This is a genomic window from Streptomyces sp. NPDC004561 (assembly GCF_053602155.1).
In genome coordinates this window covers 28,004-53,837 of record NZ_JBSGDB010000002.1, presented here as the reverse complement: position 1 = coordinate 53,837, position 25,834 = coordinate 28,004, and the positions used below count along the sequence as shown (strand labels likewise).

Genomic DNA, 25,834 nt, shown 5'->3' with positions numbered 1-25,834 from the left:
ACGGCGCACCGGTCACGTCACTCCGGCTCCCCTGATTCCCTCGTCCGGCTCGGCCGTCCGGGTCCGCCCGGGGGTCACCGGAGCGGTGAGGTGGCCGAGGACGTTGGTTATGTGGAGCATGCGCTCCAGGACGTCCGGCCGGTTGTCGAGGTGGAGGGTGGCGCCGAGGGCGCTCGTACGGCGGTGGATCATCAGCAGGGCGGCGAGGCCCGAGGAGTCGATCCACGTCAGCTCGCTGAAGTCGAGGCGCACGTCGCGCCACGGCTCCTGCTCGCCCGTCAGGTGCCCGGTGACCGCGTCGAGCAGGTCGTCACTGGTGTCGTAGTCGAGTTCTCCGCCTACGCGCACGGTCAGCGTGTCGGGCTCACGGACGCAGTCGACGGCGAACTCGGCAGGGGACAGATCGGTCATGCGTGGGCGCCGGGGCCGGGGACGGAACGGGCGGGGCGCTCGCCCAGGACGGCGGTGCCCTCATGGATCAGGTTCGTGCTGCGGGGGAAGTCGCGCAGTTGGCCCGCGAGGATGTCCAGGCCGGTCACCAGCGACCGGGCCGGGACACGTCGGGCTTCGAGGATGTCGGCCGTCCAGTCGAGGAATCCGGTGAACAGGTCGGAGTCGTCGACGTAGAGGGCGGTGGCCAGGAAGTCGACGACATGGGCGATGTCCTCCGCGGTCCGCTCCCGCTGGGCGTCGTCGTATCCGCGCATGGCCGGGAAGCGGGACTCCAGTTCGACCAGCGTCTGTTTGACGAGCTGCGGGCGGGACTGGACGACCATGGTGTACTCCTGGTCGGCCAGGTGCGGCAGGTCGTCCACCGCCTGCCGGCTCACCGACGCGTCCGGGCGGGCCAGGCCCTCGTCCAGTACGGCGACCGCGCCGCGCGCGTCGGCCGCCCACCGGTCGGCGCCGAAGGCCTTGGCGTACCGGCCGTCGGGACCGAAGGCGCGGCCACCGGCCAGGACGGGGACGCCGACGGCCTGGCAGGCGGTGATGGCGGCGTGCGCGGTGGGCAGATGGGTGGGGATCGACCCGGACAGCAGGACCGCGTCGGGGTTGGTGTGGTGCAGGTGGGCCACCAGATGCGGGGTGGGGGTCTGGGCGCCGAGGTAGTCGACCCACCGGCCGCTGAGGGAGAGGACCTCGGCGACGAGCCGGGCCGGGAAGGCGTGCCACTCGCCGTCGACACAGCTCACCGTGACGCGGCCCCGCCGGGGAGCGAGGCCGTCGCCGTGGCGGCGCCTGACGTGGGCCAGGGAGGCGATGACCCGCTCGTTGATGGCGGTGGCGGCATGCTCCTGGGCCACGGTGATGCGGTCGGCGGCCCACTCGGTCCCGACCTTCTCCTGGACCGGCGCGATGACCTCCAGCAGCAGCGTCTCCTCCTCCACACCGTCGGCCATCGCCTGGTGCACGATCCTGGCGGCCGCGTGTTCCTCGCCGTCGACCACTGCCTGCCACAGCCGCTCCACCAGATCGGCCGTCGCGGGTAGCTGTCTCACGTGTTCCTCCTGCTGTCTCGGCCGCCCGCATTCCCGTTGACCACCGTGAGTGAGCCGGTTCTGGGCGCGCTGATGGCCACGGTGGCCATGTCGTCGTGCCGGCCCGGGCCGATCCACTGGGCGGCCAGCATCTGCACCCGCTCCACGACCGCTTCCGCCGGCATGCCGGCGCACTCGGAAAGCGCCCGGCGCAGGCGGTGTTCACCGAACAGTTCGTCGCCGAGCGGGCCGCCCCGCGCCTCGGTGATGCCGTCGGTGTAGAGCAGGCAGGTCTCGCCGGGTGCGAGGGTCGTCCGCACCGTGTTCGTCGTGACGGACGGCAGGGCGCCCACCAGGGTGCCGTAGGTGGACACTTCCTCGACCGTGCCGTCGGCGCGGACGGTCAGCGGCGGCAGATGGCCCGCGCTGGTCAGCCGCACCTGCGCCCGGCCGCCCCGGCGGCGCACCGAGGCCAGGACCACCGTCGCGAAGCGGGTGTGATGGGAGTTGAGCAGGGCGCCGTTGAGCAGGCCGAGCACCTGCTGGTGGTCCCCGGCCAGCGGCAGCAGGGCGTGCAGCGTGTTGCGGATCTTCCCGGTCAGCACGGCCGCGTCCAGGCCCTTGCCCGCGACGTCGCCCAGGACGACCAGGGTCTCCTGGGAGGGGTCGGAGCCGGGGTGGACGTCGTAGAAGTCGCCGCCGACCCGCTCGTGGTCCTTGGCCGCGCGGTAGCCGCCGGCGTACTCCACCCCGTGCACGCTGTGCAGCGAGGGGGGCAGCAGTTCCCGCATCAACGTGTCGGTGATGGTGGCCTGTTCGGCGTAGAGACGGGCCGCGGACAGGGCGGCGCCCGCGCGGGCGGCGAACAGCCGGGCGAAGATCTCCTCGCCCTCGGTGAAGGCCTGCTCGGTGCTGGAGCGCAGCAGGATCAACGCCCCGGCGGGCACGCCGTGGCCGGGCAGCGGGGCGACGATCACCGAGCCGACCGGTCCGGCGAAGCCGTCCGGGACCACCCAGTCGGGAATGCCGGCGGGGTCTATCCAGCGAGCCGGCACGGGCGGGAAGCCCTGCAGCGCCTCCGTCAGGCCCGGCACGCCGGAGACCTCTACCTTCCGGCTGATCTGGGTGACGGGCCCGCCCCGGCGCGCATAGGTCAGCGGGTGGCGCTTGCCCTGGGAGGGAGCGACGAGGACGGCGGCCTCGGCGAAGTGTTCCGCGGCCATGGAAGCGGCCACCTCCATGCAGCGCGGCACGTTCAGCGTGGACAGCAGCGCGCCGGAGATCTGGGAGAGAATCTCGGTCCGCATCTGAGCGTCGGTCAGCGCCGACTCGGCCAGGCGACGGTCCGTCTCGTCGACCAGCCACCACACCACGTCGCCATGGTCGCCGGGAGTGGGATGCGCCTCGAAGAAACGGTCGTTGATACGACCGCTCAGCGGACCGGCCGAGGCGCTGCGCGAGCCGTCGCCGAGGCGCTGGTGCGCATCCCAGAGCCAGGGCGGCCCCGTGTCGGGCAGTCGGTCACCGCTCTTCGTGCCGGGCAGGAGCAGCCGGGCCGCCTCGTTGACCCGCACAAGACCGCCGTGCCGGTCGACGACCAGCACGGGATAGGGAGCCTCGGCCCACGTCTCACCGGCCCCGGGGCCGGTATCGGGCGGGCGGGCGGCAGAACCCTGGTGAACAGACACAATCGGAGGCACGCTAGGTGCGCACCCCACCACCTTCCTGCCATAGAAAAAGATGCCTTACGGCAACCGTCTCGCACTCACCCCCGGGGCCGCAACCCACCGCCGCCGACGTCACCCGCACCCGGGCCCACGAGTCCGGCCCTCTTCGAAACAATGGTCAGGGCTCATAGGGGAGTTCGAACTCACCTGCGCCGGCACGCCCGCGCCGGGCGTGGGTTCCCGGTGCGGGCGTGCCGGCACTCGCGGGTTCAGCAGCCGGAGTCGGCGATGACGAAGTAGCCCGGGGAGGTCTCCTTCAGTGTGTGGGTGACGGCGACGTTGTACAGGCCCATGTTCTGGCCGGAGCCGTCGGCGTAGGTGTAGCCGACGCTCTGGTGGGCGCGACCGGCTTGCACCTGGCCGTAGTTGTTGTCGGTGCAGCACTTGGGTGCGGCGCCTGTCGTCGTCGCCGTGACCGGCGCGGACGACGCGCCGACGGCTCCGGCGGGATCGACCGCCGCGACGGTGTAGCGGTAGGAGGCGCCGGCGGACAGGCCGGTGTCGGTGTAGGTGGTGCCGGTCACGGAGCCGGCCTCGGCGCCGTCGCGGTAGACGTCGTACGAGGCGGCGCCGCTGACGGAGTTCCACGACAGCGAGGCGCCGGTGTCGGTGGTGCCGGTCACCGTGAGTCCGGACGGGGCGGGCAGGGACCCGGTGCCGCCCTGGCCGTCGCTGCCGTCCAGGCCCCAGAACTTCGCGGTGTAGTAGCTGGAGCAGATGTGGTCGAGGTAGTAGGTCCCCGTGCTGCCGCACTGGTCGGCGCCCGAACCGGGGTCGACGGCGAGACCGTGCGCCATACCGGAGACGGAGAACAGGGCGACGGCGGGCTCGCCGGTGCGGTCGTCGTAGACGCTCTCGGTGGTGCCGCCGGCGAGGGTCCGGGTGCTGGAGGCCGTCTGGCCGATGCCCCGGACGTCCGTCCACTGGTCGCGCAGCTCGGTGCCGTTGACCGGGGCGACGGTGGTGTCGGAGGACCCCTGCCAGACGGCGACCCGCGGCCACGGGCCGGAGTACCCCGGGTAGGAGTTGCGGACCTTGTCGCCCCACTGCTTCGGGGTGAGGTTCTGGTCGCTGTACTGGCAGCCGGAGGCGGCGGTCTGCGTGGTGGCGCACTGCGCGGGGATGCCGGAGTCGACGGAGCCGCCGGCGAACACGTCCGGGTAGTCGGCGAGCAGGTCCGCGGTCATGCCGCCGCCGGCGGACAGGCCGGTGACGAAGACACGGCCGCGGTCCGAGCCGTACTGCGCCACGGCGGTGTCGACCATCTGCACGATCGAGGCCGCCTCGCCCTTGCCCCGGGTGTCCTTGGCCGAGTCGAACCAGCTGAAGCAGGACAGGCTGTTGTTGGCCGTGCCGGTCTGCGGGTAGACCACGGCGAAGCCCCACCGGTCGGCGAACTTCTGCCAGCCGGAGTGGGTGTGGTAGTCGCTCGCCGACTGGGTGCACCCGTGCAGGGCCACGACCAGGGGCGCGCCCGCGGGCAGGCCGGTGGGGGCGTACTCGTACATCGCCAGGTTGCCGGGGTTCGAGCCGAAGCCGGTGACCTGCTGGAGGGTGCCGGCGGCCGCCGCGCTCGGCGCGAGGGGGGTGACGGCGGTCAGGCCCGCGGCGAGGGCGCCCAGTGCGCCGGCCAGTGCGGTGCGCCGGAAGAATCCGCGCCAGGTGGAGGGAAGCATGGTGCGACTCCGATGAGGTGGGGGGAGAGGCGTGGGGAGCGTCGTACCGGCTTGCTGAAAACGGACCGTACGACCGGCCGGCCCGTCCGCGACATGTGAGGGACACCCAGGAGCCCGGTGCCCGGCGTGGCTCGCGCACCCATGGCGTCGGCGGTGCCGCTGTGACATGCGACGGGCCGGGCGCATGCACCCTTATCGGGTGTTCCCGGCGGGCAGGGTCCACCGGGGCGGCCGCCGGCCGCCGGCGCATGGCGATGTCACCCACCCCAGGTCCCGAAAATATGTGGGCGACCCACATGTCTCACCCCATGGTTCCTACCTACCGTGTTCGGCCATGGACAGCACCAAGAGCTCCGCCGAGGGCTCGCCCCAGCATCCCGGGCCCGGTGAGGGCGCCGCGTCCGGTCTGGCCTCGACCCGGTTCCTCACCGGCCGCAGGGCCCTGGTCACCGGTGCGGCCGGCGGGATCGGCCGGGCCTGCGCCGAGGGCTTCGCCGCGGCCGGTGCCGAGGTCTACGTGGTGGACCGGGCCGCCGAGGCCGCCAAGGAGGTGGCGGAGGCGATCGGCGGCATCGCCGTCGTGGCCGACCTCTCCGAGGCCGACGCCGTGGACGCGCTGCCGGACGACGCCGACATCGTGGTCAACAACGCGGGCCTGCAGCACATCGCGCCCGTGCACGAGTTCCCCCCGGAGCGCTTCACGCTGATCCAGCGGGTGATGGTGGAGGCGCCGTTCCGCATCCTGCGCCGCACCCTGCCCCACATGTACGCGCAGGGCTGGGGCCGGGTGGTCAACATCTCCTCCGTGCACGGTCTTCGGGCCAGTGCCTACAAGTCGGCGTACGTCGTGGCCAAGCACGCGCTGGAGGGCCTGAGCAAGGTGGTCGCCCTGGAGGGCGCCGCGCACGGCGTGACCAGCAACTGCGTCAACCCCGGCTACGTCCGCACGTCGCTGGTGGAGCAGCAGATCGCCGACCAGGCGCTCGCCCACGGCATCCCGGCGGCGGAGGTGGTGGACCAGGTGTTCCTGGAACGCACCGCGATCAAGCGCCTGATCGAGCCGGCCGAGGTCGCCGAGGCGGCGCTGTGGCTGTGCACCGAACGCAGCGGTTACCTCACCGGCAGCTCGATCCCCCTGGACGGAGGCTGGACGGCACACTGACGGACCGTCAACCCAGTTTCCCCTGCCGTCCGTTGCCGGCCCCGGCCGGTCCGGACGGCACCCGCGCCGCTGCCCCCGGCGCACCGCACCGGCACAACTCCCCCGGACTCGCTCCTCCGTCCCCCAGCGTCAGCCGGGTCCGGCGGTTCCGCTCCCATCCCCTCCGAGAACGGTGACAACCATGCCCAGCGATCACAACGCCGTGACCCGCCCAGGCGCCTCCGGAAGACCACGCGATCTGCGCAGGGTCGTCGCGGCCAGTCTCATCGGCACCACCATCGAGTGGTACGACTACTTCCTCTACGGTTCGGCCGCCGCCCTGGTCTTCGGCCGCGTGTTCTTCCCGGAGTCGGACCCGCTGACCGGCACCCTGCTGTCCTTCCTCACCTACGCCATCGGCTTCGCCGCCCGCCCGATCGGCGCCGTGGTCTTCGGCCACTACGGCGACCGCCTCGGCCGCAAGAAGCTCCTGGTGATCAGCCTGCTGATGATGGGCATCTCCACCGCCCTGATCGGCTGCGTCCCCGGCTACGGCACGATCGGCGTCGCGGCTCCCCTGCTGCTGACCCTCCTGCGCCTGGTCCAGGGCTTCGCCCTCGGCGGCGAGTGGGGCGGTGCGGTGCTGCTGGTGTCCGAACACGGTGACGCGAAGAGGCGCGGCTTCTGGGCGTCCTGGCCGCAGGGCGGCGCACCGGCCGGCAATCTGGTCGCCGTCGGCGTGCTCTCCCTGATGACCACCTTGCTCAGCGACGACGCGTTCAACTCCTGGGGCTGGCGGGTGCCGTTCCTGCTCTCCGCCGTGCTGGTCATGATCGGCCTGTGGATCCGGCTGTCCGTCGACGAGTCCCCGCTGTTCAAGGAGGCGCTGGCCAAGGCCGAGCGGCGCAAGGCCGAACAGCGGGCGGAGCAGCCGCCGTTCGTCGCGGTCGTACGCAGCCACTGGCGGGACATCCTGGTCGCGATGGGCGCGCGGATGGCCGAGAACATCTCGTACTACGTGATCACCGCCTTCGTCCTCACCTACTGCGTCGAGCACCTCAAGATCGACAAGCAGACCTCGCTGAACGCGGTGCTGATCGGGTCGGCCGTGCAGTTCTGCCTGATCCCGCTGTTCGGCGCGCTGTCCGACCGGATCGGGCGCAAGCCGGTCTACCTGGTGGGCGCGGTCGGCGTGGGCGCGTGGTCGTGGGCCTTCTTCGCCCTGCTCGACACCAGGTCGTTCCCCGCTCTGGTGCTGGCCGTCACCGTCGGCCTGATCTTCCACAGTGCCATGTACGCGCCTCAGGCGGCGTTCTTCTCCGAGCTGTTCGCCACCAGGATGCGCTACACCGGCGCCTCCATCGGGGCCCAGCTCTCCTCGGTGGCGGCCGGCGCCCCCGCCCCGCTGATCGCCACCGCGCTGCTCGGCGCCTACGGGGACTCCGCGCCGATCTCGGTGTACGTCGGCCTGGCCGCCCTGATCACCGTGATCGCCGTGGTCGCCGCCCGCGAGACGCGCGGCAGGGACCTGGCCACGATCGAGCCGGACGGCTCCGCGGCGCGCCCCGCCCCGGACCAGCAGACGGCGGCGTCCGCCGCGAGGTGGCCGCCGGGCCGGTTGCGTTGCCACCGCTCGCGCCGCAGCCGCCCACCGACAGGGCCAGGAGCACGCTGGCCAGCGGGGCGTAGATCCTGCCGCCTGTGTTGCGTTGCTTCACCGCACCGGTCTCCTGACTGCAAAGCTGACCTGACTCTGCTGGGAAGGTAACCGGGGCATGAAAGGCGAAGTTCAGCGGAGGGTGAGAATATGTCCAAAGCCGACAGCGCCCCCGGCACCATGCGGGTCATCACGGCTGACGCCCGGCAGGAGGCGGCCGGTGCGGCGGATGAAGGAATCGCGCCGCTGCTCTGACGAGTTCTGGTCGGACGCCACCCAGACGCTCACGCTCTCCCTGAACGGCTCGTCCAGCACCCTCGTCCACGACGACAGGACCGGCACCTGCGACCACGTCGCTGATCCCGGTCTGTCCGTCGGCCCCTTGGGCCCGCTCACCATGTTCGGCCCGCTCACCACGTTCGGCCCGCCGGCGTCGTCCCGGGGCGGGCCGGTTGGCGGAGCGCGCCGGAGGGCCGTCGGCACCTACGTCGCGGGCTTGGCCAGGAGTAGTTCGGTGTTGTGGTCCGCGGCGGCGCCGATGCGGGTGGCGGGGGTGGCGTAGGGGTCGTTGTAGGCGAGTTCCCGGTACAGAGCCGCAAGGCCAGCATCGGAGGTGTCGCTGAAGTCGGTCCGGTAGGGGGCTGCTGACTCGATGAGCGTGGTGAACAGCGAGAGGGTGCCGTCCTGGTTGTCGGCGATCTCGATGATCCGGGCGTGGTGCGGGTAATCGACGTGGGAAGCGGTGTTGATCTCCCAGAAGGCGCGCTCGGGGACGGCATGGCCGTGCGGGATGATCCGGTTGGCGTGGGTGTGCCCGTTGACCCAGGCCACGACGTTCGGGAAGCGCTGGAGGAGCGTGACGAGCTCGTCGCCGCTGTGCCGGGCTTCGAAGGGGTGGTACGGATCGGGCAGCAGGTTGCCCATCGTGCCGCTGGTGTGGTGGCTGAAGACGACGACGAGCCGGCTGTCGGATCCGCCACGTACCGCCTTGCCGTCGCTGTCGTACCAATGTCCGCTGTGCGCCTTGAGGACCGAGTCCAGCCAGTTCAGCTGTGCGGTGCCGAGTGAACCGTCGGCGAAACCCGCCCGGTTGGTGGTGTCAAGGCTGATGCCCAGGACGTCGTTGGGGAGGTCGAACGTGTAGTAGAGGTGTCCGCTGGTCACCGAGTCCTTGGTGAAGCCGTGGCCGACGGGGCCCGCACCTGTGTATGCGGGATTCAGGTGCGCCTGGGCGAATTCGGCGGGGGTGAACGGGTGGCGCCGCTCGTCTGGGGTGACCGTGCGGATCGAGCCGGCGCTGGTCAGCAGCTTGCTCAGCAGCAGCACGGCCTCCGCCGGGTCGTGCAGCACGGCGTCCGCCAGTTGTGCCGCGGTGGCGTCGTCACAGCCCTCCAGCTTGCGTGAGCCGGTGTAGAGGTCGTTCAGCAGGCCGAGGTCGGGCAGGCTGCCCTCGATGCTGTCGTCGTGGTTGCCGACCGTCGTGTACCAGGGGACGCTCAGGCCGGGTGCGTCGAAGGGGCGGATCGCGCCGCTCAGGAAGCCGGGTATCTGCGGCAGGCCCTTGGCCTTGTAGGCGTCATGAAGGGACGACTCGGGGTTCCAGTACTGGGCGCTGCCGGAGTTCTGTACGCCTTCGTAGCGGGCGAGGTCGCCACTGTTCGGGGTGATCCGGCCGCCACTCATGACCGTCAGGTACCAGTCGAGCTCGATCCGCTCGTGGTTGTCGGTGTTGTCGCCGGTGGCCATGACCAGGCTGAACGGCAGGCCCGTGTAGGGCCCTTGGCGTACCTGGTTGACCCGGTCCACGAGTGACGAGGCACCGCGCACGGTCAGCGTCTCCTGTGGCCGGTGCGCGCTGTCGTTGAACCGGGCCAGGTACTCGAACCGCAACGGCGACTCGGTGTCCGCCAGATGCAGGTCGGTGAACTGCACGAATGAGGCAAGCCCGGTCCGCCGGTCGTCCCGCCCGGACGCGGCACCGGCCAGCTCGGCGCGCACCACGAGCGGCCAGCCCGTCCCTGCCACCAGCCGCTTGTACGCACTGTCGCCGGACGGCGTGGCCACCTGTTCCAGCGTGGTCCCGCCGGTCCGGATGGCACGCGCGGCCGTGGCAGCCAGGGCCCGGTCCTGGGCACGCGCGCTGCTCGGCGTCAGCAGCGGCCACAGGGTGGCTCCCGCGGCTGCTGCGGATGCTCCCGACACGAACCGGCGACGGCTCATTCCGCTCATGAATCCCCCTGTACATGGCGGCAGTTGAGTGTCACGCCCGACGGTCGAACGCGTCCGCCGGAGCCACCTTACTGACGGGTAGACAAGTGTCCAGAGCGCGCGGGGAAACTTGAGGGAAACGGGGAGAACGGGGGTACGGTGGCTCGCGGTTGTGGTTGTGGCCCCCGTACAGGCCGACGCGCAGGCGCGGGCGACGCCGGAGCGGGCGCTGCTCGGGGAGTAAGGACGCTGCCTCTCCGCCAACTGGCCGGCCAGCGGCGGAGCCTGGCACACGTTTCTGGCCGCGTATGACGAGCGCGGTGGCGGGGTCGGGTTCGAGTTTGTGCAGGCGCTGTCCTGCGGCTGCCTTGGCGGGGTTGGGGTGGGGTCCGGCGTCTGCGATGCGGTAGCCGTAGGGTGCTCGCCCGCCGAGGTAGCGGCCCTGGAGCTTGGGCCGGAAGCCCATGGCGGTGCGTACCCGGATCTTGATGCGGTTGCGTTCGCCTCTGCCCATGCCGCCGAAGACGGACACCGATGCGCCCGGAGCTCGCCAACCACTATGTGACCCTGGGCTGCTCCAGACGCCGGATGGCAGCGTAGTTGGCATACGGTGCGCGCCTTCCAAGTCCTTGGGTTGCTCGCCCAGTACTCCGGCTGTAGATCGTGATCTTGCTGGTCGGGTACCACGTCCCGGGCCGAACTGATCCCGGTCTCGATTGGTCCGGTCCGATGTGCTTGCGGCCTCAGCTGGATTGGTCAGTGGAGAGGCTGGTTGCGCTGTCCGTGCCGTAGAAGCGGCCTTGATCGCACAACGCGTCGATCTCGGCGTTGTCTTCCTCGCTCAGTTGTGCATCCAGCGCGACGCTGATGACGCGTCGGGCGCGGGCCAATCGCCGGGCGACATCCCAGTCGGCGATGAATGTGCCGACGGTGGACTCGTCGGCGGTTCCGGATGCCTGGCGGGATCCGAGCCGGTCGAGGGAAACGACGAACTCGTTCAGGTCCTGCAGTACTGCGACGACCTCGCTGAGGGGCATGCGGATCTCTCGGGAGGACATGTCCATCAGCCGATTCAACTCCAGAGCTGGTGCTCGGGCCCAGACCCTGATCTTGCTGGTCGGGCCGGTCAGGGGACGGGTGCGGCCACCGGTGATCATCGGTGTGTGAAGACAGAAGATCAGGCGGTGGCCGCAGGTCACAGCATAGATCCTGCCCGCTGGCAGGAAGCGTTCGAGGTCCTGATGGGCCGTATCGCGGGACGGTTCGTCCGGGTGGAACCCCGGCGCCGGGCACGGGCGTTCGTGCTCGGACTGTTGTCGGACCTGCCGCGCAAGAACTGCTGGACACTCGCAGAGCAGGCCGGGGACGCGAACCCGTACGGTCTGCAACACCTGCTGTCGAGGGCCAAGTGGGATGCCGACGCGGTACGCGATGACATCCGCGGCTTCGTCGTCGAGCACCTGCACCACGAGGATGCGGTGCTGGTCGTGGATGAGAACGGCGACCTGAAGAAAGGCATGGGCACTGTGGGGGTGCGGCGCCAGTACACCGGCACTGCCGGGCGCATCGAGAACTCCCAGGTCGCCGTCTACCTTGCCCGCGCTGGACGTCGGCGTCCCCGCAACCTGGGTGGCCGGCGACGAGGTCTACGGAGCCAACCCGCATCTGCGCACCGCCCTGGAGAAACGGCGGGTCGGCTACGTACTCGCCGTCGCCCGTGACCACCAGATCACCACCCACGCGGGCACGTTCCGCGCCGACGCCCTGATCAAGAAGCTGCGCGGAGAGCCTAGCAGAAACTCTCCGCCGGCGCCGGGGCCAAGGGGCACCGCTTCTACGATTGGGCCCTGGCCGACCTCGCCGACGACCGCCCTGGCCACCACCAGTTGCTCGTCCGGCGCAACCGACGCACCGGCGAACTCGCCTTCTACTGCTGCTACTCAGCCGCCCCGGCACCGCTGTCCACCCTGGTGCGCGTCGCCGGACGCAGATGGACCATCGAGGAGACCTTCCAGTCCGGAAAGGGCCTAACTGGGCTGGACGAACACCAGGTCAGACGTTGGACGTCCGGGCACCGCTGGGTCACCCTCGCGATGCTCGCCCATGCCTTCCTCACCGTCGTCCTGAGGTCTCGCCTCAACGGCCGCGAACCGGCGCGCCCTGAGTTTCGGCGTTGTCCGGTGTGGTACGCACCCGTTGGTGTCAGGTGCTGGTGTCAGAAGAAAACGCAGGGCTTGACAGGTCTAATTTAGCTCTCGCCGCGCACCTGGGACGCCAGGTGGCGTTTGAACATCAGCGCTGACCTGACCGCCTAGGGTCATGACGTTCAGGGTCGCAGAATTCTCGTTGGCGATCGCGCTCTCTACGCGTGCGACTAAGGTCGTGAACGCTTCGTTGTCCGAGAGTCCCGAATAGGGCCCCACCTTGGTCTCGAAGTAGATCCGTTCATGGCCGAGGAGTTGTTCAGTCGATCTGTAGTTCTTCCACTGTTCGCGATAGCGGTAGACGCTCTCCAGCGAGACAGAGCCGACAACGATCAGGCTCAGCACCGTGGCGGTAAGTTTGGCGAATGACAGGTCGAGGTTGACTAACACCGGGACCAACGCTCCTCCTACCACTGAGATCGTCCTCATCCGGAGGTGCATCGCCTTCGTCTTGACGGCCTTCTTGTCGTACCACTCCTGGTACTGCGTCAGCCTTCCCTCTACGTACTCCTGCACCCCGACCACGGGACGGGAGACTGCGGGGTGAGCTTGGAGTGACTGTTGTCCGTCATCCGCTGCTGGCATGCGTGGTAGTACATCGGCGGCGAGACAACACAGTCAACCCGCCAGTTCGCTCCGTTACCACTAGCTTGGAAGATCGCGTATGCGGATCGGGGCTGGGCTGGTGAGACGCTGACCTGCGTGTCCCCGATTGGCTTGCCGACGTTCCCCGTGGTTCCCCGCCGCTCACCATCTGATCAGGCACGTGAGGATATCGCTGGACAGCGAAGTCGAGCGGCTGGACCATCGTGTTCATGATTCTCTTAGCACCAGCAGCACTGGTGGTTTTGGGGTTCCTCGTCTTCGGTGTCCTCATCGACCGACGCGCACGGCACCGGGGGAGTACGAACCGAGACAGTCGCAGCATGGAGCTCGATGCACGGGAGGCCCGGCGCGATCTGCGCGCCTGGAAGCGCGGGGCCATGGGCAACAGCGGTGAGGATCTCTCCTGGATGAACCACCGCGGGCGATGAGCCCATCGCGGTGCTGCTGCGGTCACGTTGACGCACCAGGTCGGCATGCCAGGGCCTTGAACACGCGGCCGGCTCACCGTCATCGGCGGCCCCTCACCGTAGGAATCGCGTTGCGGGCACCCACCCAAAGGTTGGACCGTGATCGCCGTGTGCCGTCCGAAGCCCGTCATCGACTGCGAAGACTTCGTGTTGCGTCGTTGGCGGCCTCAGGAGGACTTCCAGACCCTGTTCCAGTTGATTGAAGAGTCACTTCACCATCTGCTGCCGTGGATGCCCTGGGTGGCTGGCCACAGCCAGCAGGCCACCTCCGACTTCCTGGACCGTTGCGACCCGGATTGGCGTACCGGCCAGGCGTACCACTATGCAATCAGCGACGAGGGAAAGCTGGTAGGCAACTGCTCCCTGTTCCGTATCGCCGATACGCGCGGTCGGGAGATGGGCTACTGGCTACACCCAGCCGCCACAGGCAGAGGCCTGGCCACACGAGCAGCGGCAGCCATGACGAAGGAAGCATTCGCGCTGCCAGGCGTCGAGTACGTACAGATAGTGCATGACCTGGCCAACACCGCCAGCGAGACGGTCCCCCGACGCCTGGGCTTCACGCAGGTGGGGTACAAGCCTGGCGAGCAACCGCTGGCATCATCCGAGAGCGGCACAGACGCAGTCTGGCAGCTATACGCCACCGGCCCGTAGATCGATAGGACCGGTACCGGAAACGGGCCGCTCTGGAGTCGACTCAAGCCCTGGTTGCCATGTCCTGCACCTTGGACACGCGGTCGGCGTAGCGACTTTGGCCGGGAGATTCGACGACCGAGTCAAGCCGCCTGCGGGACCGGAGTGGCCATCGAGCGGAAGAAGTGAGAGTGCTCTGACTGGGGACGGTCGGCGGGGTGGCTGCTGCGACGGTTGGACGTGGGTGACGTTCGGAACCGTCCTGCACAGCCCCGTCAGGCGGCAGCGGCTCGCAGGTCCGATGCCGACAGCAGCGACAACAGTTCGATGCCCTCGGTCGCGAGGGCGTCGGCACCGCCTTGCTGGCGGTCGATCACGCACAGGGCCTCGTGCACCTGAGCGCCCAGACCACGCAAGTCCGCGGTCGACAGCACGATCTGTCCTCCGCTGGTGACCACGTCCTCGACGACCAGTACCCGGCGTCCCTCGATGTCGGCACCTTCGGCGAGACGGCAGGTGCCGTAGGGCTTGGCCTGCTTGCGCACGAACGCGCACGGTAGACCCGTGTGTCGGCCGAGCGCGGTCACCACCGGGATGCCGCCCATCTCCAGGCCGGCCAGGACCTCGGTGCCGGTGGGCACCAGCGATGCCATCTGCCGGGCGATGTCATCCAGCAGGACCGGGTCCCCCTCGAACCGGTACTTGTCGAAGTACTCCGTGGCAGTACGTCCGGACCGAAGCGTGAACTGCCCTGTGAGATGGGAGGCGGCATGGATACGGCGAGCGAGATCGGAATGTGTCACAGGAGTCCAGTCTTCCATCTGACCGCCTGTCGGGCCCCTCGAAGTCGGCTTCAGCCTGGCTGAGATCGGCAACTACTGGGTGCGCCGGTCTCGGCGGCTGAGTGGCGCGCGCGGTGCACGGCGAAGGCCGGTGGTGGGGGTCCCGCCGCCGGCCTTCTTCAGCCGAGCACCGGTTCAGTACGTCACTGGCAGCTCTGGCCGGTGTTGACGCAGTCGGCGATCGTGGACGCCAGGTTCCCGGTGGTGACGCTGATGAAGTCGTCGTGGTCGGTGATCGGCTTGTGCAGTTGTTCCGGGAAGCCGTCGACCGCGTAGGCGTTCTTCACCGTGCCGTCCGCCTGGACGACCGGCTGCGGCACGTCGTACACCAGGCGCATCGTCAGCTGGGGGATCGCCTTGAAGCCGTTGGGGCAGGCTCCGCTCGCGGGGTCGGCGGAGGCCACGTGGGTACGGTGGTTGGCGCTGTCGATGTTCTGGCCGTCCCAGCAGCTCTGGAAGGCGAACGTACGGACCACCTGGCTGCCTTGGGGGCAGATCGGGTACTTGTCCGTCAACTGGACCTTGTCCTCGAATCCGGTGCAGCTCCAGTGCGCGTTGGCGTTGGCCGGGCCGTTGGTGAAGGCCTTGGCGTCACCGGTGATGATCCGCAGGAACTGCGGCATCGCGACGACCTTGCTCACCGGGGAGCCGACGTACTTGATCTGCGCCTGCTGGGCCACGAGGATCTTGCCGACGTTGAGGTCCTTGCCGCCCCCGTCGTTGTTGGCGTCCTGCTCCTGCGTGCCGTCCTGTTCGCGGATGACCGGCCAGTAGTACGCCGACAGGTCGTTCTGGTTCTGGCAGCTCGTTCCGCCCTGCAGGAACGTGTCGTTGCTGGCGAACGCGTCGACCTTCTGGTTGCCGACGTAGTCGTGCACGTGGTGCGCACCGTTCGTCACGCCCGGCGCGACGATGACGTTGTCGCTGTTGTGGTTCTGGTTGTCGTTCACCCCGCAGTTGGTGACGAACTCGCCGGTCGAGGCGTCGGCGGTCTGGTCCGGCTTCTGCTGGACGTTCGGGGAGGCCTGGGTGATGTCGACGAAGTCGTCCGCGGACGGACCGTCGCCGCCCTGGCCGCCGTTGCCGCCCTGCTGCTGGCCCCCGTCGCCGGTCTGGCCGTCGCCGGGACTCGCGGTATCCCCGCTGTTCGGCTGGCCGCCGGCGTTCTGGCCGGTGTCGTTCCCCGAGGCATCGGCCTTAGTCTGGTCGGGGGCCTGCGTCGTGCAGGCGGCCAGCCGGCTCAACTCGTGGTCGAAGCTGCCGCCGACGTGCTGGATGTCGGTCCTGATACGGCCGATCGTCGCGGTCCGCTTGTCCTTGAGGGGGCCGACGATCGCGTTCTGAACGTAGCTCGGGTCCTTCGACTGCGCGTCCCGGGTGGAGGCGAGCCGGGTGTAGGCGGGCGGTGACCTGTTTGTCGAGGTTCGCCAGTTCCTGGTCGACGCCTTTGCGGGCGGCGCCCGGCACGTTCGTCAGCTTCTGGCCGACGTCCGGGCAGGAGATCGTCGACACCTGGGCGGACGCGGCCTTCGTGCGATTCCCTCCCCACGCCTGGTTGTTCGACTCATGCGCCGAGGCGTAGTAGTTGGCCCAGACCAGCCCGCCCCCAGCGAGCGCCAGTGCCGCCGATGCGGCTATGGCCTTGGTGGCCAGCGGCATACGCCGTTTTCGTGTATTGCGTTTCATGGAACTCCTCCGACTTTTCCTTGCGGGGCGGCATCGATGCGTCGAACGGGAGTGAAGCGGCCCCTCTCGGATACGGAGTCGATCGCAAGGGTGTTCAGTCGGATCCCAAGTCGGTCAGCGGTCCTCGGAAAAGCCCGGGTGTAATTCGCTGAAGGCACTGAGAGTTGTCACGCCCTTACAAGTTGTCGGCGTACTTTCGCCGCTCAGCGACCGCCTCTCCGGCGAGGTGACAGTGCAGGTCAGAGGCGACGGTGGGGGAATCGGGCCGAGTAACCTTGAGTCACTTACCGCAACGGCAGGAGAAATGAGAATATCCCCGCCAAAGGAGGGCGAGGTTCTGGCAGCTTTCCTTCTCGTCGAAGCCTGCCCAATCTCCCTGTATGACCCGCGTTCGCGCAGGGCCACATCCGGGTCGGGTGGAAGATGAAGCCGGACCGTCCCGGTCCATGGGAGAGAGCCACGGGACGGTCCGGCAGTCTCAGGCGGGCGGGGCCCCGCAGTTGGGCAGGGACGAGTCGGCGGAGGGTTCATTCGTCGACCCGTCGGTCAACGCGTCAGACGAGCGCGTCGGCGGCATGGGGAGCGCGGCGGCGCAGCGGAACACCGCGCTCGCCCGGACGGCGGTTCGGCACCATGCCCAGGTACTCCAGGGTCTCGTCCGCGCTGGACCAGTACTCGCCGATCCGGTAGATGCGCTTGGCCTCGCCGGTGGTGGCGACGTCGCGGCCCAGTTCGTCGGCGATGCGGACGAGCTGCTCGACCTGCTGCACGGAGGTGATCCGCTCCTTGCGCGGGGCCCACAGATTGTCCTCGATGCCGACGCGGACATGCAGGCCGAGCGCGATCGCGATGGCGTTCATCGGCAGCGTGGAGCGCATGATGCTCTCGATGGTCAGCACCGCCCCGTCCGGGGTGCGGCGGGCGAACTCGATCAGGTCGGCGGGGTGGACGCCGGAGGCGCCGCCGCCGATGGCGACGTAGTTGAGGTTGAGCGGGCCGGTGTAGGAGCCGTTGCGGATCAGCCGCTCCACGGTCTCCAGCTGCGCGATGTTGCCGAGCATGAAGTGGGGCTGGATGCCGTTGGCGGTGAGCCGCTCGAGATGCTCCAGGTAGAACTCGGGCCCGGCCTCGATGTACATGTCCCGGTAAGCCTTGTAGAGCCAGGGGTTCTGCATGGACGTACCGGCGATGTCCTCCTCGGAGAGCATCTCGGTGATGTTCATCTGGCTGGTGTTGATCGCGATGGTCACCTGGTCGGGCGTGGGTTCGAGATCGGCGAGCAGGTGCCGGGTGTCCAGGTCGAGCCACTTGGCGGCATCGCCCTCTTCCTCGGGGGCGAAGGAGATCGACCCGCCGACCTGCAGGATCATCTCCGGCACGGCCTCGCGCAGCCGGGCGAGCATCTCGTTGAACAACGAGAGCCGCTTGGAGCCGCGGCCGTCGTGCTCACGCACATGGATGTGGAGCAGCTGGGCGCCGGCGTTGTAGCAGTCCACGGCCTTCTGGATCTGCTCGTCCATGGTGACCGGGATGTCGTCGCTGTCGCCGGGCAGCCACTCGGGACCGTAGGGGGCGACCTGGATGACCAGCTTCTCCTGGTTCTCGGGCAGCAGGGAGTCGTCGAGGAAGTGCATGTCGTGCCTCCGTGATGTGATGCGTGATCAGGTGGTGCGGGGCAGTGATCAGGTGGGCTCGCCCTCGGGGTGCTCGCGGGCGGCCAGTTCCTCGACCAAAATCGGGACGCCGATGTTGCAGGCATGGATGCCCACCAGCGTGGCCAGCTTGAGGACTTCGAGGATCTCCTCGCGCGTGGCGCCGAGCTTCAGCGCGGTGCGGATGTGGCGACGGACACCAGGGGCGTACATGTGGGTGACAGCCGCGTCCACAGCGATGCAGAGCAGTTCGACGGTCTTCGGCTCCAGCACGCCGCTCTCCCACGGCTGCATGGCCATGGCCATGAACTGCTCGGTCCAGGCCGGGTCCGCGTCGTGCAGGCCGTCCCACAGGGGGTTCCAGGCGCCGCGGTCCCGCATCCGGTCCACCACCGGGGTGTGGGCGACCGGGGTGGAGTCGGCGGAGGCCGGGGTCGGCCCGGCGGGTGGGTGCTCGCTGGGGTTGTTCATCAGACGGTCGGCTCCATCTCGTGGTCGGTCGGCGGCGTCGCCGCCCGGACGCCACCGGAGACGGCGGCACAGTCCTTCTCGTAGGTCCGCGAACCGAGCCAGAAGGCCACGGCCGCGAGGAGGCAGAACACCGGCATGACGGCCAGCGCGGTGCGCAGCCCGAAGGTGTCCGAGAGCCATCCGGTCAGGACCGGTCCGACAGCCAGCCCGAACAGGTTCTGGACCAGCACGACCATGCCGACGGCGGTGGCGCGGACGGAGGGGATCACGACGTCGACGACGGCCGCGGGAGCGGTGCCGAGGGTGGCGGCGAGCGGAAAGCCGGCGGCTACGATCAGCGCGAACTGCGCACTGCCGGGCGCGAGGCCCGCGAAGGCTCCGCTCAGCGCCGCCCAGCTGACGGCGGCGGTCACCGCGGGGACCAGCAGCCGGTGCCCCGGACTGACCGCACCGCGTCGGTCGGCCACATGAGCCAGGACGACGGCTCCGACGACGCCGGCCAGGATCACCAGCCCGGCCCTGGTCCCGGCCTGCGTCGAGGAAAGCCCGTAAGCCCGGCTCAGATAGCTGGGCAGCCAGGTGTAGAAGGTGGAGAGCACGACCAGGTTGAGCGCTCCGCCCAGGTAGCACCAGATCGCGGTCCGTGCCGAGAACAGTTGGCGCAATGTCGAGCGCAGGCGCGGCCCGGGTGCGGTCGCGGGAGGGTCCGCACCGGGGTCGACACTGGCGTGGGGGTTCTGCCGCGCTTGTCCGGCTGCCTCCGGAGTGCGGTAGTCGCGCACTCTCAGGAAGAGCAGCGCGAGGAGCAGACCGGGCACACCGAAGGCGCCCAGGGTCACCCGCCAGCCCAACCGCGCGATCATCAGTCCGCCCAGCACCGCCCCCAGCAGCGTGCCCAGGGGGCCCGCGGCCTGGAACGCGCCGAGCACCGTGGCCCGCCGCCGCTGGGGGAAGTAACTGGAGAGCAGCGCGGCGCCCGCCGGTCCGTAGCCGGCCTCACCGGCACCGAGCAGCGCACGGCCGCCGAACAACTGGGCGTAGCTGCCGGAGACGGCGCATCCGAGTGCGGCCAGGCTCCACACCCCGCCCATCACGGCGATCGAACGCACCCGTCCCCAGCGGTCCGCCAGCCGTGCGGTGGGCAGCGCGACCACCGCGATGGTGATCGACACCACGGAGACCAGGGATCCGAGCGCGGCGTCGGAAAGCCTCCACTGGTGCTTCAAGTAGGGGAACGCCGAGACGATGATCTGCCGGTCGAGGTAGTCGGTCGCGGCCAGCGCGATCACCATCGCCGCGAGGGCCCGGGCAGAGCGCCGGGAGACCAGGTGGGCGGCGGAACCGGAAGCATCCAGGATCAGCGACGGCCCGGTGCGCCTCGTCGATCTGCCCATACGCGTGTATCTGCCCATACACGTCCTCCAGTTGGGGTCACCGTATCCGTCCGGGGTGACCATGAGAGTAGGCGCGCACGCCCATAGCTGCTTTGCGTAGAGTGGCAATTGACTTTGCATTTCGTGGCATTGGAGAGAGGGGCCTTCCGGATGGCGCGTTTCATCCGCAATGCCGTGCTCAACGGCTACGTCGAACTGGTACGCACTCTGGGCGGCGACCCGTTGGCGCTGCTCTCCGCCGTCGGGCTCGACGACTCCCACCTCTCGGCGCACAACGCCTGGATCCCCATCGACGCGGTGGTCGAGCTCTTCGAGCTCTCAGCCGCGGCAACGGGATGTGACGACTTCGGGCTCAGACTCGGCGAAGGCCGCCGCCTGTCCAACCTCGGCCCGATCAGCCTCGCCGCCCGCGAGGAACCCGACATCCGCAGCGTGCTGACCATGATCATGCGCTACCAGCACCTGCACAACGAGGCACTGCGCAGCCGCCTGACCGAGTCCAACGGCCTGGCCTGCGTCCAGGTGGAACTCGACCTGAGTCATCCGCAGCGATCCCGCCAGGCCATCGAGTTGCTCGTCGGCGCCCTCCTCCGCTACCTGCGCAACCTCATCGGCGACGGCTGGTGTCCGGTCGCGGTCCGCCTCACCCACGACGCGCCTCCGGACACCGCGGGGCACCACCGGGCGCTCGGCCCCCACGTCCGTTTCGGGCAGGCCGACAACGCGATCGTCCTCTACGCGGGCGACCTCGACGCACCCAACACACTGGCCGACCCTCTGCTGCGGCCCTTCGCGAGGCAGTACCTGGAGTCGATCGCGTCCCCCAGGTCCACGGCGGAGGTCGAGCGCGTCAAGGACCTCATCGAGGCACTGCTCCCCAGCGGACGTTGCTCACTCAAGCATGTGGCGCAGAGTCTCCGCGTCGACCGCAAGACCGTGCACCGGCACCTCGCCGCCTCGGGCGAGACGTTCTCGTCGGTCCTCAACTCCACTCGCGTGCACCTCGCGAAGCAGTACGTCGAACACCAGGGCCGGCCGCTGACCGAGGTCGCCGAACTCCTGGGCTTCGCCTCGCTCAGCACCTTCTCCCGTTGGTTTCGCGACGAGTTCGGCACCAGTCCCCGGACTTGGCGCGCCGAGCGCCGGCGCGAGGGCAACGGCGCGGCGGCACCGCCCCATGCCTCACATCAGCCGCCGTCCCGAGGTTCAGCTGTTGCGTGAACTCGGCGGCGCGCTCGATATCGCCGTCCTCCGCGTTCGTCCCCTGGCCCAACCTTCTCCGTCGCGCGCGCACCGCGAGGCACGAGAGGCGCGCGCGGCCCGGGGGCCTGCCCCTCCGCCGTGTTCGCCGGATGCCCGCACGATCCGTGGGTGGCCGGGCCGTCCGGACCATCGAGGTGTAGCTGCCAGTTGCCACGTCACCCGGCGGAGTGCGTCCTCACCCCGGGTGTCCTCGACCGGCCGAGTGCCGCGAGTACGAACGTGACGCTGATGAGCAGGGCCCAGGCGCCGAACTTGCCGACGCCGACGGGCTGCCAGCCGTGCAGCTGGTACGGGTAGCGCCAGGCGCCCACATAGGTGGCGAGGTTCTCCGCCACCCAGAGGAAGAACCCGATCAGGACGAACGACAGCGCCAGCGGCATCCGTCGGCCTACCCCGCGCACCGTGAAACGCACCGAGCTGCCCGCGGTGACGGCCACGAGGAGGGCCGCGAGGAGCCAGCGGGCGTCGGGCAGCCAGTGGTGGCTGAAGAAGTTGACGTAGACGCCGGCGGCCACCAGCGCCGTCGCGCGGGGCCGGTAGCCGTACAGCTCCAGCTCGAACAGGTGCCAGGCCCGACAGACATAGCTGCCGACGGCCGCATAGAGGAAACCCCCGTACAGGGGAACGCCCGCGAACTTCAGCACGGCTGGCTCCGGGTAGCTCCACGAGCCCTGCGAGACCTTCACCAGCTCGAACGCGAGGCCGATGACGTGGCAGGCACCGATGACGGCGACGTCCCGGCCGCTCTCCCAGCCGCGCCGCCAGAACAGCAGCGTCAGCAGCACGCCGTAGCCGACGAGCAGGTCGTAGCGGGCCACCGGTAGCCGTGGCAGCAGGGTCGATGCCGCCACTCCGGACAGCAGGGCGATGGCGAAGGCACAGGCCCGGATCTGCGTCCAGGTGAAGCCGAGCAGCTGGCCGGTCAGGGAGGCCGGGGTACCGGCCGGTCTTGTAGTCAGCATGGTGTGAAGGAGTACGGTACGCGGCCCCCTTTCGGTTGCCTGACCTGTCAGCAGTCTCGGGGCCAGAGGGTGAATGCGCCGGGGGCGTTCATCCAGTCGAAGGTGGTGACGCTGGAGTGGCCCTGCTCGGCGAGGTACTGGACGCGCTGGGCCGCGGCGGTGGGGTCGGGGTTGGTGTCGTCGAGCGTGGGGACCACGCTTTCGGCCGAGCCTTCTACGGTGAGGTAGTGGCTGTGGCAGTACCACGACATGGCGTATCCGTCGTTCAGCCAGCGGGTGGCCTGGGTGTCGAAGACGACGAACCAGGGGCGCAGGTCGGCGTCGTAGAGGAGACGCGGGTCGCCGTTCGGGCTCGGTTTGGTCATGGCAGGCCACATGGAGGCCTCCGAGAGCCGGCCGGCTGCCGACAGGTCGGCCAGGTGCTGGGCGTATTCCTGTTCGGTGGAGAGGTTGTCCAGCTTGTAGCCCGCGAGCTTGTTCTCGATGGTGCCGGTGATCGGGAAGACGATGAATTTCCCTCGGAGCTGGTTCCAGGTGGGCCAGGCTCCGGCCTTCGCCGCGGCGTCGAGGGTCGCGTAGGTGGTTCCGAGCATGTCTGCGGGAGTGAAGAGGTTCCCGGCACCGAGGTGTCCGGCCACCAGCTGGTCCAGTTGGGCCGGCCCCATTCCGGCCTTGGACCGGAAGCCCCATTTGAGTTCGAGCTTGATGTAGACGGGGTCGTGACGGGGGTGTGCGTCGCTCCAGGCCCTGAGATCGTCGAGGCAGGTTCTGAGGCTGCCGTTCTCCCAGGTGGTCTTGAAGACGCCGGATCCGGTGGTGTAGGTGCAGTTGTTGTCGTTGACCAAGGGGTCGGAATGGCTGACGATCCATCCGCCGGGATCGCCGTAGGTGCTGTAGGTGTCGATCTCCAGCAGGTGCGCTCCGAGGTCGAGGCCCGTGGTGATCGACTTGGACTTGCTCCTGTCGTAGGCGTTGTGCAGTCCGGACGCGGCGATCTGGTCCAGGGGAACACTGTCGAAGGCCGATGTGTCTGCCGCCGTCCTGACCGTGGCGGCGTGGCCGGGCGTGGTGAAGGCCTGCGCCGAAGCCAGGCCGAGCAGCACGGTGGCGGCCAGAGCACAGGCCCTGCGGCGCCATGGACGAACTTCCGCTCGGGCGGGGGGCATCGGGGCTCCTTACGTCAGGGAGAGTCGTGTGCGGCGCGATCCGGCAAGCAGGTTCGCTCGCTCTGCCGTCGGCTGCGCGCCGGTCAGGGCTTGGCGCACCGTTCTCGTGACTCCGCGGCTGCCCAGGTGAAGATGCCCTGGGCCATCAGGGAGGCCTCGGACTCGGCACGTGCCTGGTTGACGTCGGCGCGCGCGGCGTGCACGGCGGTGTCGTCGGGGGCGGCCTGTACCGCGAACTCCGCGAGGTGGCCGGCGATCCTCAACTCGCCCGCGTCGGCGTAGCGTCGGGCCGCGTCCGACAGCGCGGCCGCACCGCCTGCGAGGTCCGCCAGCGCGGTGGAGAGCCGGCCGTCAGGAGCCGGTTTGAGGTGTGCGGGGTTGCCGTCGTACCAGCCGGCGTAGCGCCGCCACAGGTTGCGCACGATGAACTCGGGTTCGTCGTACTTGGCTTGCAGGTAGATCCGGTCGGCAAGGTGGGCGGGCGGGCGTACGGTGTGGATGAGATCGTCCAGCCGCGCCCCGGAGTTGAGCCCGTCCAGTGTCTGCTCGACCAGGCTCTCCAGCCATTCCGCGGTCTCGGTGAGCGCCAGGTGGATCCGGTCGGCGCCGAAGACCGGTGCTCCGTGCGAGGGCAGCATGATCTCCGCGCCCAGGGCCGCCATGCGGCGCAGTGCGAGCGCCCACTCGCGCGGGTAGCGCTGCACCTTCTGGGGGTTGCCGCAGTTGGGAGTCACCCAGATGAACATGTCACCGGGGCACAGGACGCGGTGTTCGGGGATCCAGGCGACGGTCGCGTCGTCGGTCTCGCCCCTCACGTGTAAGAGCTCGAAGGTCAGGTCGCCGCGCGTCAGGGTGAGCGCGTCCCGGTATGTCACGTCGGGCCTGCGGTACTGAGTCGGCCAGGCCAGATCCGGTGCCTGGAACTGCCGTTGGTTGATGACGGTGTTGTAGCCCCCTGTCAGCAGGTAGCGGTCGAACCTTTCCCCGACCTTTTCGTGGGCGAGCACGGTCGGGCGTGGCGCATCCTCCGCGTCGAAGGGAGCCATCCCGAAGACATGGTCGATGTGACCGTGGGAGAAGACGGCGGTGGTCACCGTATCCCGGCTCCAGGCACGAACGGCCTGGTGGAGCCTGTCGGCGTCGAGCGGGTTGCCGGTGTCGAACAGGATGACCTCGCCGTTCGTGCGGAAGGTGATGACATTGCCGAAGCCGGGGTACCAGCCGACGCCGTCGACCACCTCGATGACGCCGGAGCCCGCCTGCCCGGCACGGACGATGCTGTCGTCGACGGCGCCCTGCCAGACCCGGTCCGCGTACGCGATGAGGGAGGAGTTCATGGTGCCCATGCCACCGCGGACGAGTGCACGCGGCAATCGGCCGCGAGGCCACCGACGGCTGTCTACGGTTGTGACATGTCACAAGCAGACGCTGCGAGGGACGGCGCGATTCGGCTGGCCGCACGCCTCGAACCGCGGGTCAACCAGCTGGCCAGGGCCATCGTGGAACGTCAGCGGGCCGAGGTGCCCGGCTTCGATCTCCTGCCCGGAGAGATGCGGGACGTGGAGATCGCGGCGACCGCCCGCCACGCGATACGTGGGTTCCTCCGCCACGTGCAAGGCCTGCCGGACATCGACATCGGGGTGTTCCGGGAACGCGCCGCCGAGCGCGCCGAGGAAGGACTTCCTCTGGTGCAACTGCTCAAGGGGTACCACGTCGGTGCCGAGGTACTGCTGGACGTGCTGGGCGAGTTGGCCCGTCCAGGCGAGGAAGCGGCGCTGCAGTCCCTGACCCGGATGGAGCTGAGGGCGCTCCAGGCCATCGTCGAGAGCGTCACGGAGGCGTACCTTGCCAGCCTCGCCGACCAGCAGGCGGCGGCAAGGGAGTTGGCCCGGGCGCTCATCCGCGGTGAGCAGCCCGAGGAGGTCGCTGCCCGTTTCGGGCTGTCCCTGGAATCCGGCTACCTCGTACTCAGTGTGCGGGCCTTCGGGCCCCGGACATCGGTAGCGGCACGCAGGCTGCTGCGCCGGGCGCTCGCCCGGCTCGCCCCGCTGGCAGACGGCCGCGTTCTCAGCCTTCCGGACGAAAGCGGTGGCTGGGTCCTGTTGCCCGCGTCGACCGCGCTCGACGCGGTCGCCGACCGACTCTCCTCCTGTCTTCCGACCGCGTCGATCGTGGGCGCCGCCACTGCTGGCACCGCCGAGGAGGTCCCTGCGGCGGCCGAACGAGCACGCCGGATCGCAGCCGTTGCGGACGGACCCGGCTTGTACCGGGTGCGGGACGTGCTGCTCGACTACCACCTGTCGGGAGCCCCGGACAGCGCACCCGAACTGGCCGCCCTGCTGGAGGCGCTGGACCCACAACCCGGCCTGACCGCGACGGTGGCCGCCTTCCTCGACTGCGACTTCGACCGGCGCCGTACGGCTCACGCACTCGACGTGCACCCCAACACGGTCGACAACCGCCTCTGCCGTGTCGCGGAGTTGACCGGCGTCGACCCGCACACCGCCCGCGGCGTCCAGCTCTTCGGTGCCGCGCTGACCCTGCGCCGGATCGCAGGGCGGGAACATCCGCAGGGTCGCCAACGCTGATGCGCGCCTGATG

19 protein-coding genes and 2 pseudogenes are annotated in these 25,834 nt (G+C 69.4%); 6 read left to right on the top strand and 15 right to left on the bottom strand.

Annotated elements, in window-relative coordinates; all coding sequences use genetic code 11:
• Positions 1–12: 12 nt before the first annotated feature.
• The 4 genes from ACWEN3_RS00550 to ACWEN3_RS00535 all read right to left on the bottom strand — a co-directional run bounded on the left by ACWEN3_RS00550 (position 13) and on the right by ACWEN3_RS00535 (position 4,881).
• Complete coding sequence (locus ACWEN3_RS00550) at positions 13–411, bottom strand: STAS domain-containing protein (RefSeq protein ID WP_452963846.1); 399 nt, start codon at positions 409–411, stop codon at positions 13–15.
• The gene (locus ACWEN3_RS00545) at positions 408–1,499 is read right to left on the bottom strand and encodes a cobalamin B12-binding domain-containing protein (RefSeq protein WP_452963845.1); all 1,092 of its coding nucleotides are present in this window, start codon (positions 1,497–1,499) and stop codon (positions 408–410) included. The genes ACWEN3_RS00550 and ACWEN3_RS00545 overlap by 4 nt, the downstream gene beginning before the upstream one ends.
• Positions 1,496–3,166 (bottom strand): PP2C family protein-serine/threonine phosphatase, encoded by a 1,671-nt coding sequence (locus ACWEN3_RS00540; RefSeq protein ID WP_452963843.1) that lies wholly within the window; start codon positions 3,164–3,166, stop codon positions 1,496–1,498. The genes ACWEN3_RS00545 and ACWEN3_RS00540 overlap by 4 nt, the downstream gene beginning before the upstream one ends.
• Positions 3,167–3,414: 248 nt before the next feature.
• Positions 3,415–4,881: an extracellular catalytic domain type 1 short-chain-length polyhydroxyalkanoate depolymerase gene (locus ACWEN3_RS00535; RefSeq protein ID WP_452963841.1), complete on the bottom strand. Its 1,467-nt coding sequence runs from the start codon at positions 4,879–4,881 to the stop codon at positions 3,415–3,417.
• Between the two features lie 334 nt (positions 4,882–5,215).
• Here ACWEN3_RS00535 and ACWEN3_RS00530 point away from each other — a divergent pair, with 334 nt between their 5' ends.
• Positions 5,216–6,043 (top strand): 3-hydroxybutyrate dehydrogenase, encoded by an 828-nt coding sequence (locus ACWEN3_RS00530; protein ID WP_452963839.1) that lies wholly within the window; start codon positions 5,216–5,218, stop codon positions 6,041–6,043.
• 181 nt (positions 6,044–6,224) lie between these two features.
• Complete coding sequence (locus tag ACWEN3_RS00525) at positions 6,225–7,790, top strand: MFS transporter (RefSeq protein ID WP_452963837.1); 1,566 nt, start codon at positions 6,225–6,227, stop codon at positions 7,788–7,790.
• 372 nt (positions 7,791–8,162) lie between these two features.
• On the opposite strand, the gene ACWEN3_RS00520 is transcribed toward ACWEN3_RS00525, so the two are convergent.
• Entirely contained in the window at positions 8,163–9,908 is a 1,746-nt protein-coding gene (locus ACWEN3_RS00520) for a TIGR03767 family metallophosphoesterase (protein ID WP_452963835.1), read from the bottom strand.
• Between the two features lie 722 nt (positions 9,909–10,630).
• Positions 10,631–11,086, bottom strand: coding sequence for a hypothetical protein (locus ACWEN3_RS00515; protein WP_452963833.1), 456 nt, complete (start codon positions 11,084–11,086; stop codon positions 10,631–10,633).
• Positions 11,087–11,128: 42 nt separating this feature from the next.
• Between ACWEN3_RS00515 and ACWEN3_RS00510 the strand changes: the two are divergent.
• Positions 11,129–12,139 (top strand): annotated as a pseudogene (locus tag ACWEN3_RS00510) (IS701 family transposase).
• Here the strand turns inward: ACWEN3_RS00510 and ACWEN3_RS00505 are convergent.
• Complete coding sequence (locus ACWEN3_RS00505; protein ID WP_452963832.1) at positions 12,131–12,607, bottom strand: DUF4231 domain-containing protein; 477 nt, start codon at positions 12,605–12,607, stop codon at positions 12,131–12,133. The pseudogene ACWEN3_RS00510 and the gene ACWEN3_RS00505 overlap by 9 nt on opposite strands.
• A gap of 656 nt (positions 12,608–13,263) precedes the next feature.
• On the opposite strand from ACWEN3_RS00505, the gene ACWEN3_RS00500 reads away from it, so the two are divergent.
• A complete protein-coding gene (locus ACWEN3_RS00500; RefSeq protein ID WP_452963830.1) occupies positions 13,264–13,818 on the top strand; it encodes a GNAT family N-acetyltransferase in 555 nt (184 codons plus the stop codon).
• 254 nt (positions 13,819–14,072) lie between these two features.
• Here the strand turns inward: ACWEN3_RS00500 and pyrE are convergent, their stop codons facing one another.
• The 5 genes and pseudogenes from pyrE to ACWEN3_RS00475 form a co-directional block, all read right to left on the bottom strand.
• Positions 14,073–14,600, bottom strand: coding sequence for an orotate phosphoribosyltransferase (gene pyrE / locus ACWEN3_RS00495; protein ID WP_452963828.1), 528 nt, complete (start codon positions 14,598–14,600; stop codon positions 14,073–14,075).
• Positions 14,601–14,782: 182 nt separating this feature from the next.
• Positions 14,783–16,325: pseudogene (locus ACWEN3_RS00490) on the bottom strand (DUF1996 domain-containing protein).
• A 554-nt stretch (positions 16,326–16,879) separates the two neighbouring features.
• Positions 16,880–17,959 carry a 3-keto-5-aminohexanoate cleavage protein gene (locus ACWEN3_RS00485; RefSeq protein WP_452963826.1) on the bottom strand — a complete coding sequence of 360 codons (1,080 nt, stop codon included), beginning with the start codon at positions 17,957–17,959 and terminating at the stop codon, positions 16,880–16,882.
• A 48-nt stretch (positions 17,960–18,007) separates the two neighbouring features.
• Positions 18,008–18,448, bottom strand: coding sequence for a carboxymuconolactone decarboxylase family protein (locus tag ACWEN3_RS00480; RefSeq protein WP_452963824.1), 441 nt, complete (start codon positions 18,446–18,448; stop codon positions 18,008–18,010).
• A complete protein-coding gene (locus ACWEN3_RS00475) occupies positions 18,448–19,842 on the bottom strand; it encodes an MFS transporter (RefSeq protein WP_452963822.1) in 1,395 nt (464 codons plus the stop codon). Before ACWEN3_RS00475 ends, ACWEN3_RS00480 begins: the two co-directional genes overlap by 1 nt.
• Before the next feature lie 150 nt (positions 19,843–19,992).
• Here ACWEN3_RS00475 and ACWEN3_RS00470 point away from each other — a divergent pair, with 150 nt between their 5' ends.
• The gene (locus tag ACWEN3_RS00470) at positions 19,993–21,063 is read left to right on the top strand and encodes an AraC family transcriptional regulator (RefSeq protein WP_452963820.1); all 1,071 of its coding nucleotides are present in this window, start codon (positions 19,993–19,995) and stop codon (positions 21,061–21,063) included.
• A gap of 197 nt (positions 21,064–21,260) precedes the next feature.
• Here the strand turns inward: ACWEN3_RS00470 and ACWEN3_RS00465 are convergent, their stop codons facing one another.
• The 3 genes from ACWEN3_RS00465 to ACWEN3_RS00455 form a co-directional block, all read right to left on the bottom strand.
• On the bottom strand, positions 21,261–22,067 hold the full coding sequence (locus ACWEN3_RS00465) for a DUF817 domain-containing protein (RefSeq protein ID WP_452963818.1): 807 nt from the start codon (positions 22,065–22,067) through the stop codon (positions 21,261–21,263).
• Positions 22,068–22,114: 47 nt separating this feature from the next.
• Complete coding sequence (locus tag ACWEN3_RS00460) at positions 22,115–23,233, bottom strand: Ca2+-dependent phosphoinositide-specific phospholipase C (RefSeq protein ID WP_452963816.1); 1,119 nt, start codon at positions 23,231–23,233, stop codon at positions 22,115–22,117.
• Positions 23,234–23,316: 83 nt separating this feature from the next.
• Positions 23,317–24,570 carry an alkyl sulfatase dimerization domain-containing protein gene (locus ACWEN3_RS00455; protein WP_452963814.1) on the bottom strand — a complete coding sequence of 418 codons (1,254 nt, stop codon included), beginning with the start codon at positions 24,568–24,570 and terminating at the stop codon, positions 23,317–23,319.
• A 75-nt stretch (positions 24,571–24,645) separates the two neighbouring features.
• Between ACWEN3_RS00455 and ACWEN3_RS00450 the strand changes: the two genes are divergently transcribed.
• Complete coding sequence (locus ACWEN3_RS00450; RefSeq protein ID WP_452963812.1) at positions 24,646–25,821, top strand: helix-turn-helix domain-containing protein; 1,176 nt, start codon at positions 24,646–24,648, stop codon at positions 25,819–25,821.
• Positions 25,822–25,834 lie beyond the last annotated feature (13 nt).

Excerpts from the sequence above, each read along its gene's own strand:
- ACWEN3_RS00550 (WP_452963846.1), bottom strand. The coding sequence starts at position 411 with ATGACCGATCTGTCCCCTGCCGAGTTCGCCGTCGACTGCGTCCGTGAG.
- ACWEN3_RS00535 (WP_452963841.1), bottom strand. The coding sequence starts at position 4,881 with ATGCTTCCCTCCACCTGGCGCGGATTCTTCCGGCGCACCGCACTGGCC.
- ACWEN3_RS00530 (WP_452963839.1), top strand. The coding sequence starts at position 5,216 with ATGGACAGCACCAAGAGCTCCGCCGAGGGCTCGCCCCAGCATCCCGGG.
- ACWEN3_RS00525 (WP_452963837.1), top strand. The coding sequence starts at position 6,225 with ATGCCCAGCGATCACAACGCCGTGACCCGCCCAGGCGCCTCCGGAAGA.
- ACWEN3_RS00520 (WP_452963835.1), bottom strand. The coding sequence starts at position 9,908 with ATGAGCGGAATGAGCCGTCGCCGGTTCGTGTCGGGAGCATCCGCAGCA.
- ACWEN3_RS00485 (WP_452963826.1), bottom strand. The coding sequence starts at position 17,959 with ATGCACTTCCTCGACGACTCCCTGCTGCCCGAGAACCAGGAGAAGCTG.
- ACWEN3_RS00480 (WP_452963824.1), bottom strand. The coding sequence starts at position 18,448 with ATGAACAACCCCAGCGAGCACCCACCCGCCGGGCCGACCCCGGCCTCC.
- ACWEN3_RS00475 (WP_452963822.1), bottom strand. The coding sequence starts at position 19,842 with ATGGGCAGATCGACGAGGCGCACCGGGCCGTCGCTGATCCTGGATGCT.
- ACWEN3_RS00470 (WP_452963820.1), top strand. The coding sequence starts at position 19,993 with ATGGCGCGTTTCATCCGCAATGCCGTGCTCAACGGCTACGTCGAACTG.
- ACWEN3_RS00465 (WP_452963818.1), bottom strand. The coding sequence starts at position 22,067 with ATGCTGACTACAAGACCGGCCGGTACCCCGGCCTCCCTGACCGGCCAG.
- ACWEN3_RS00460 (WP_452963816.1), bottom strand. The coding sequence starts at position 23,233 with ATGCCCCCCGCCCGAGCGGAAGTTCGTCCATGGCGCCGCAGGGCCTGT.
- ACWEN3_RS00455 (WP_452963814.1), bottom strand. The coding sequence starts at position 24,570 with ATGAACTCCTCCCTCATCGCGTACGCGGACCGGGTCTGGCAGGGCGCC.
- ACWEN3_RS00450 (WP_452963812.1), top strand. The coding sequence starts at position 24,646 with ATGTCACAAGCAGACGCTGCGAGGGACGGCGCGATTCGGCTGGCCGCA.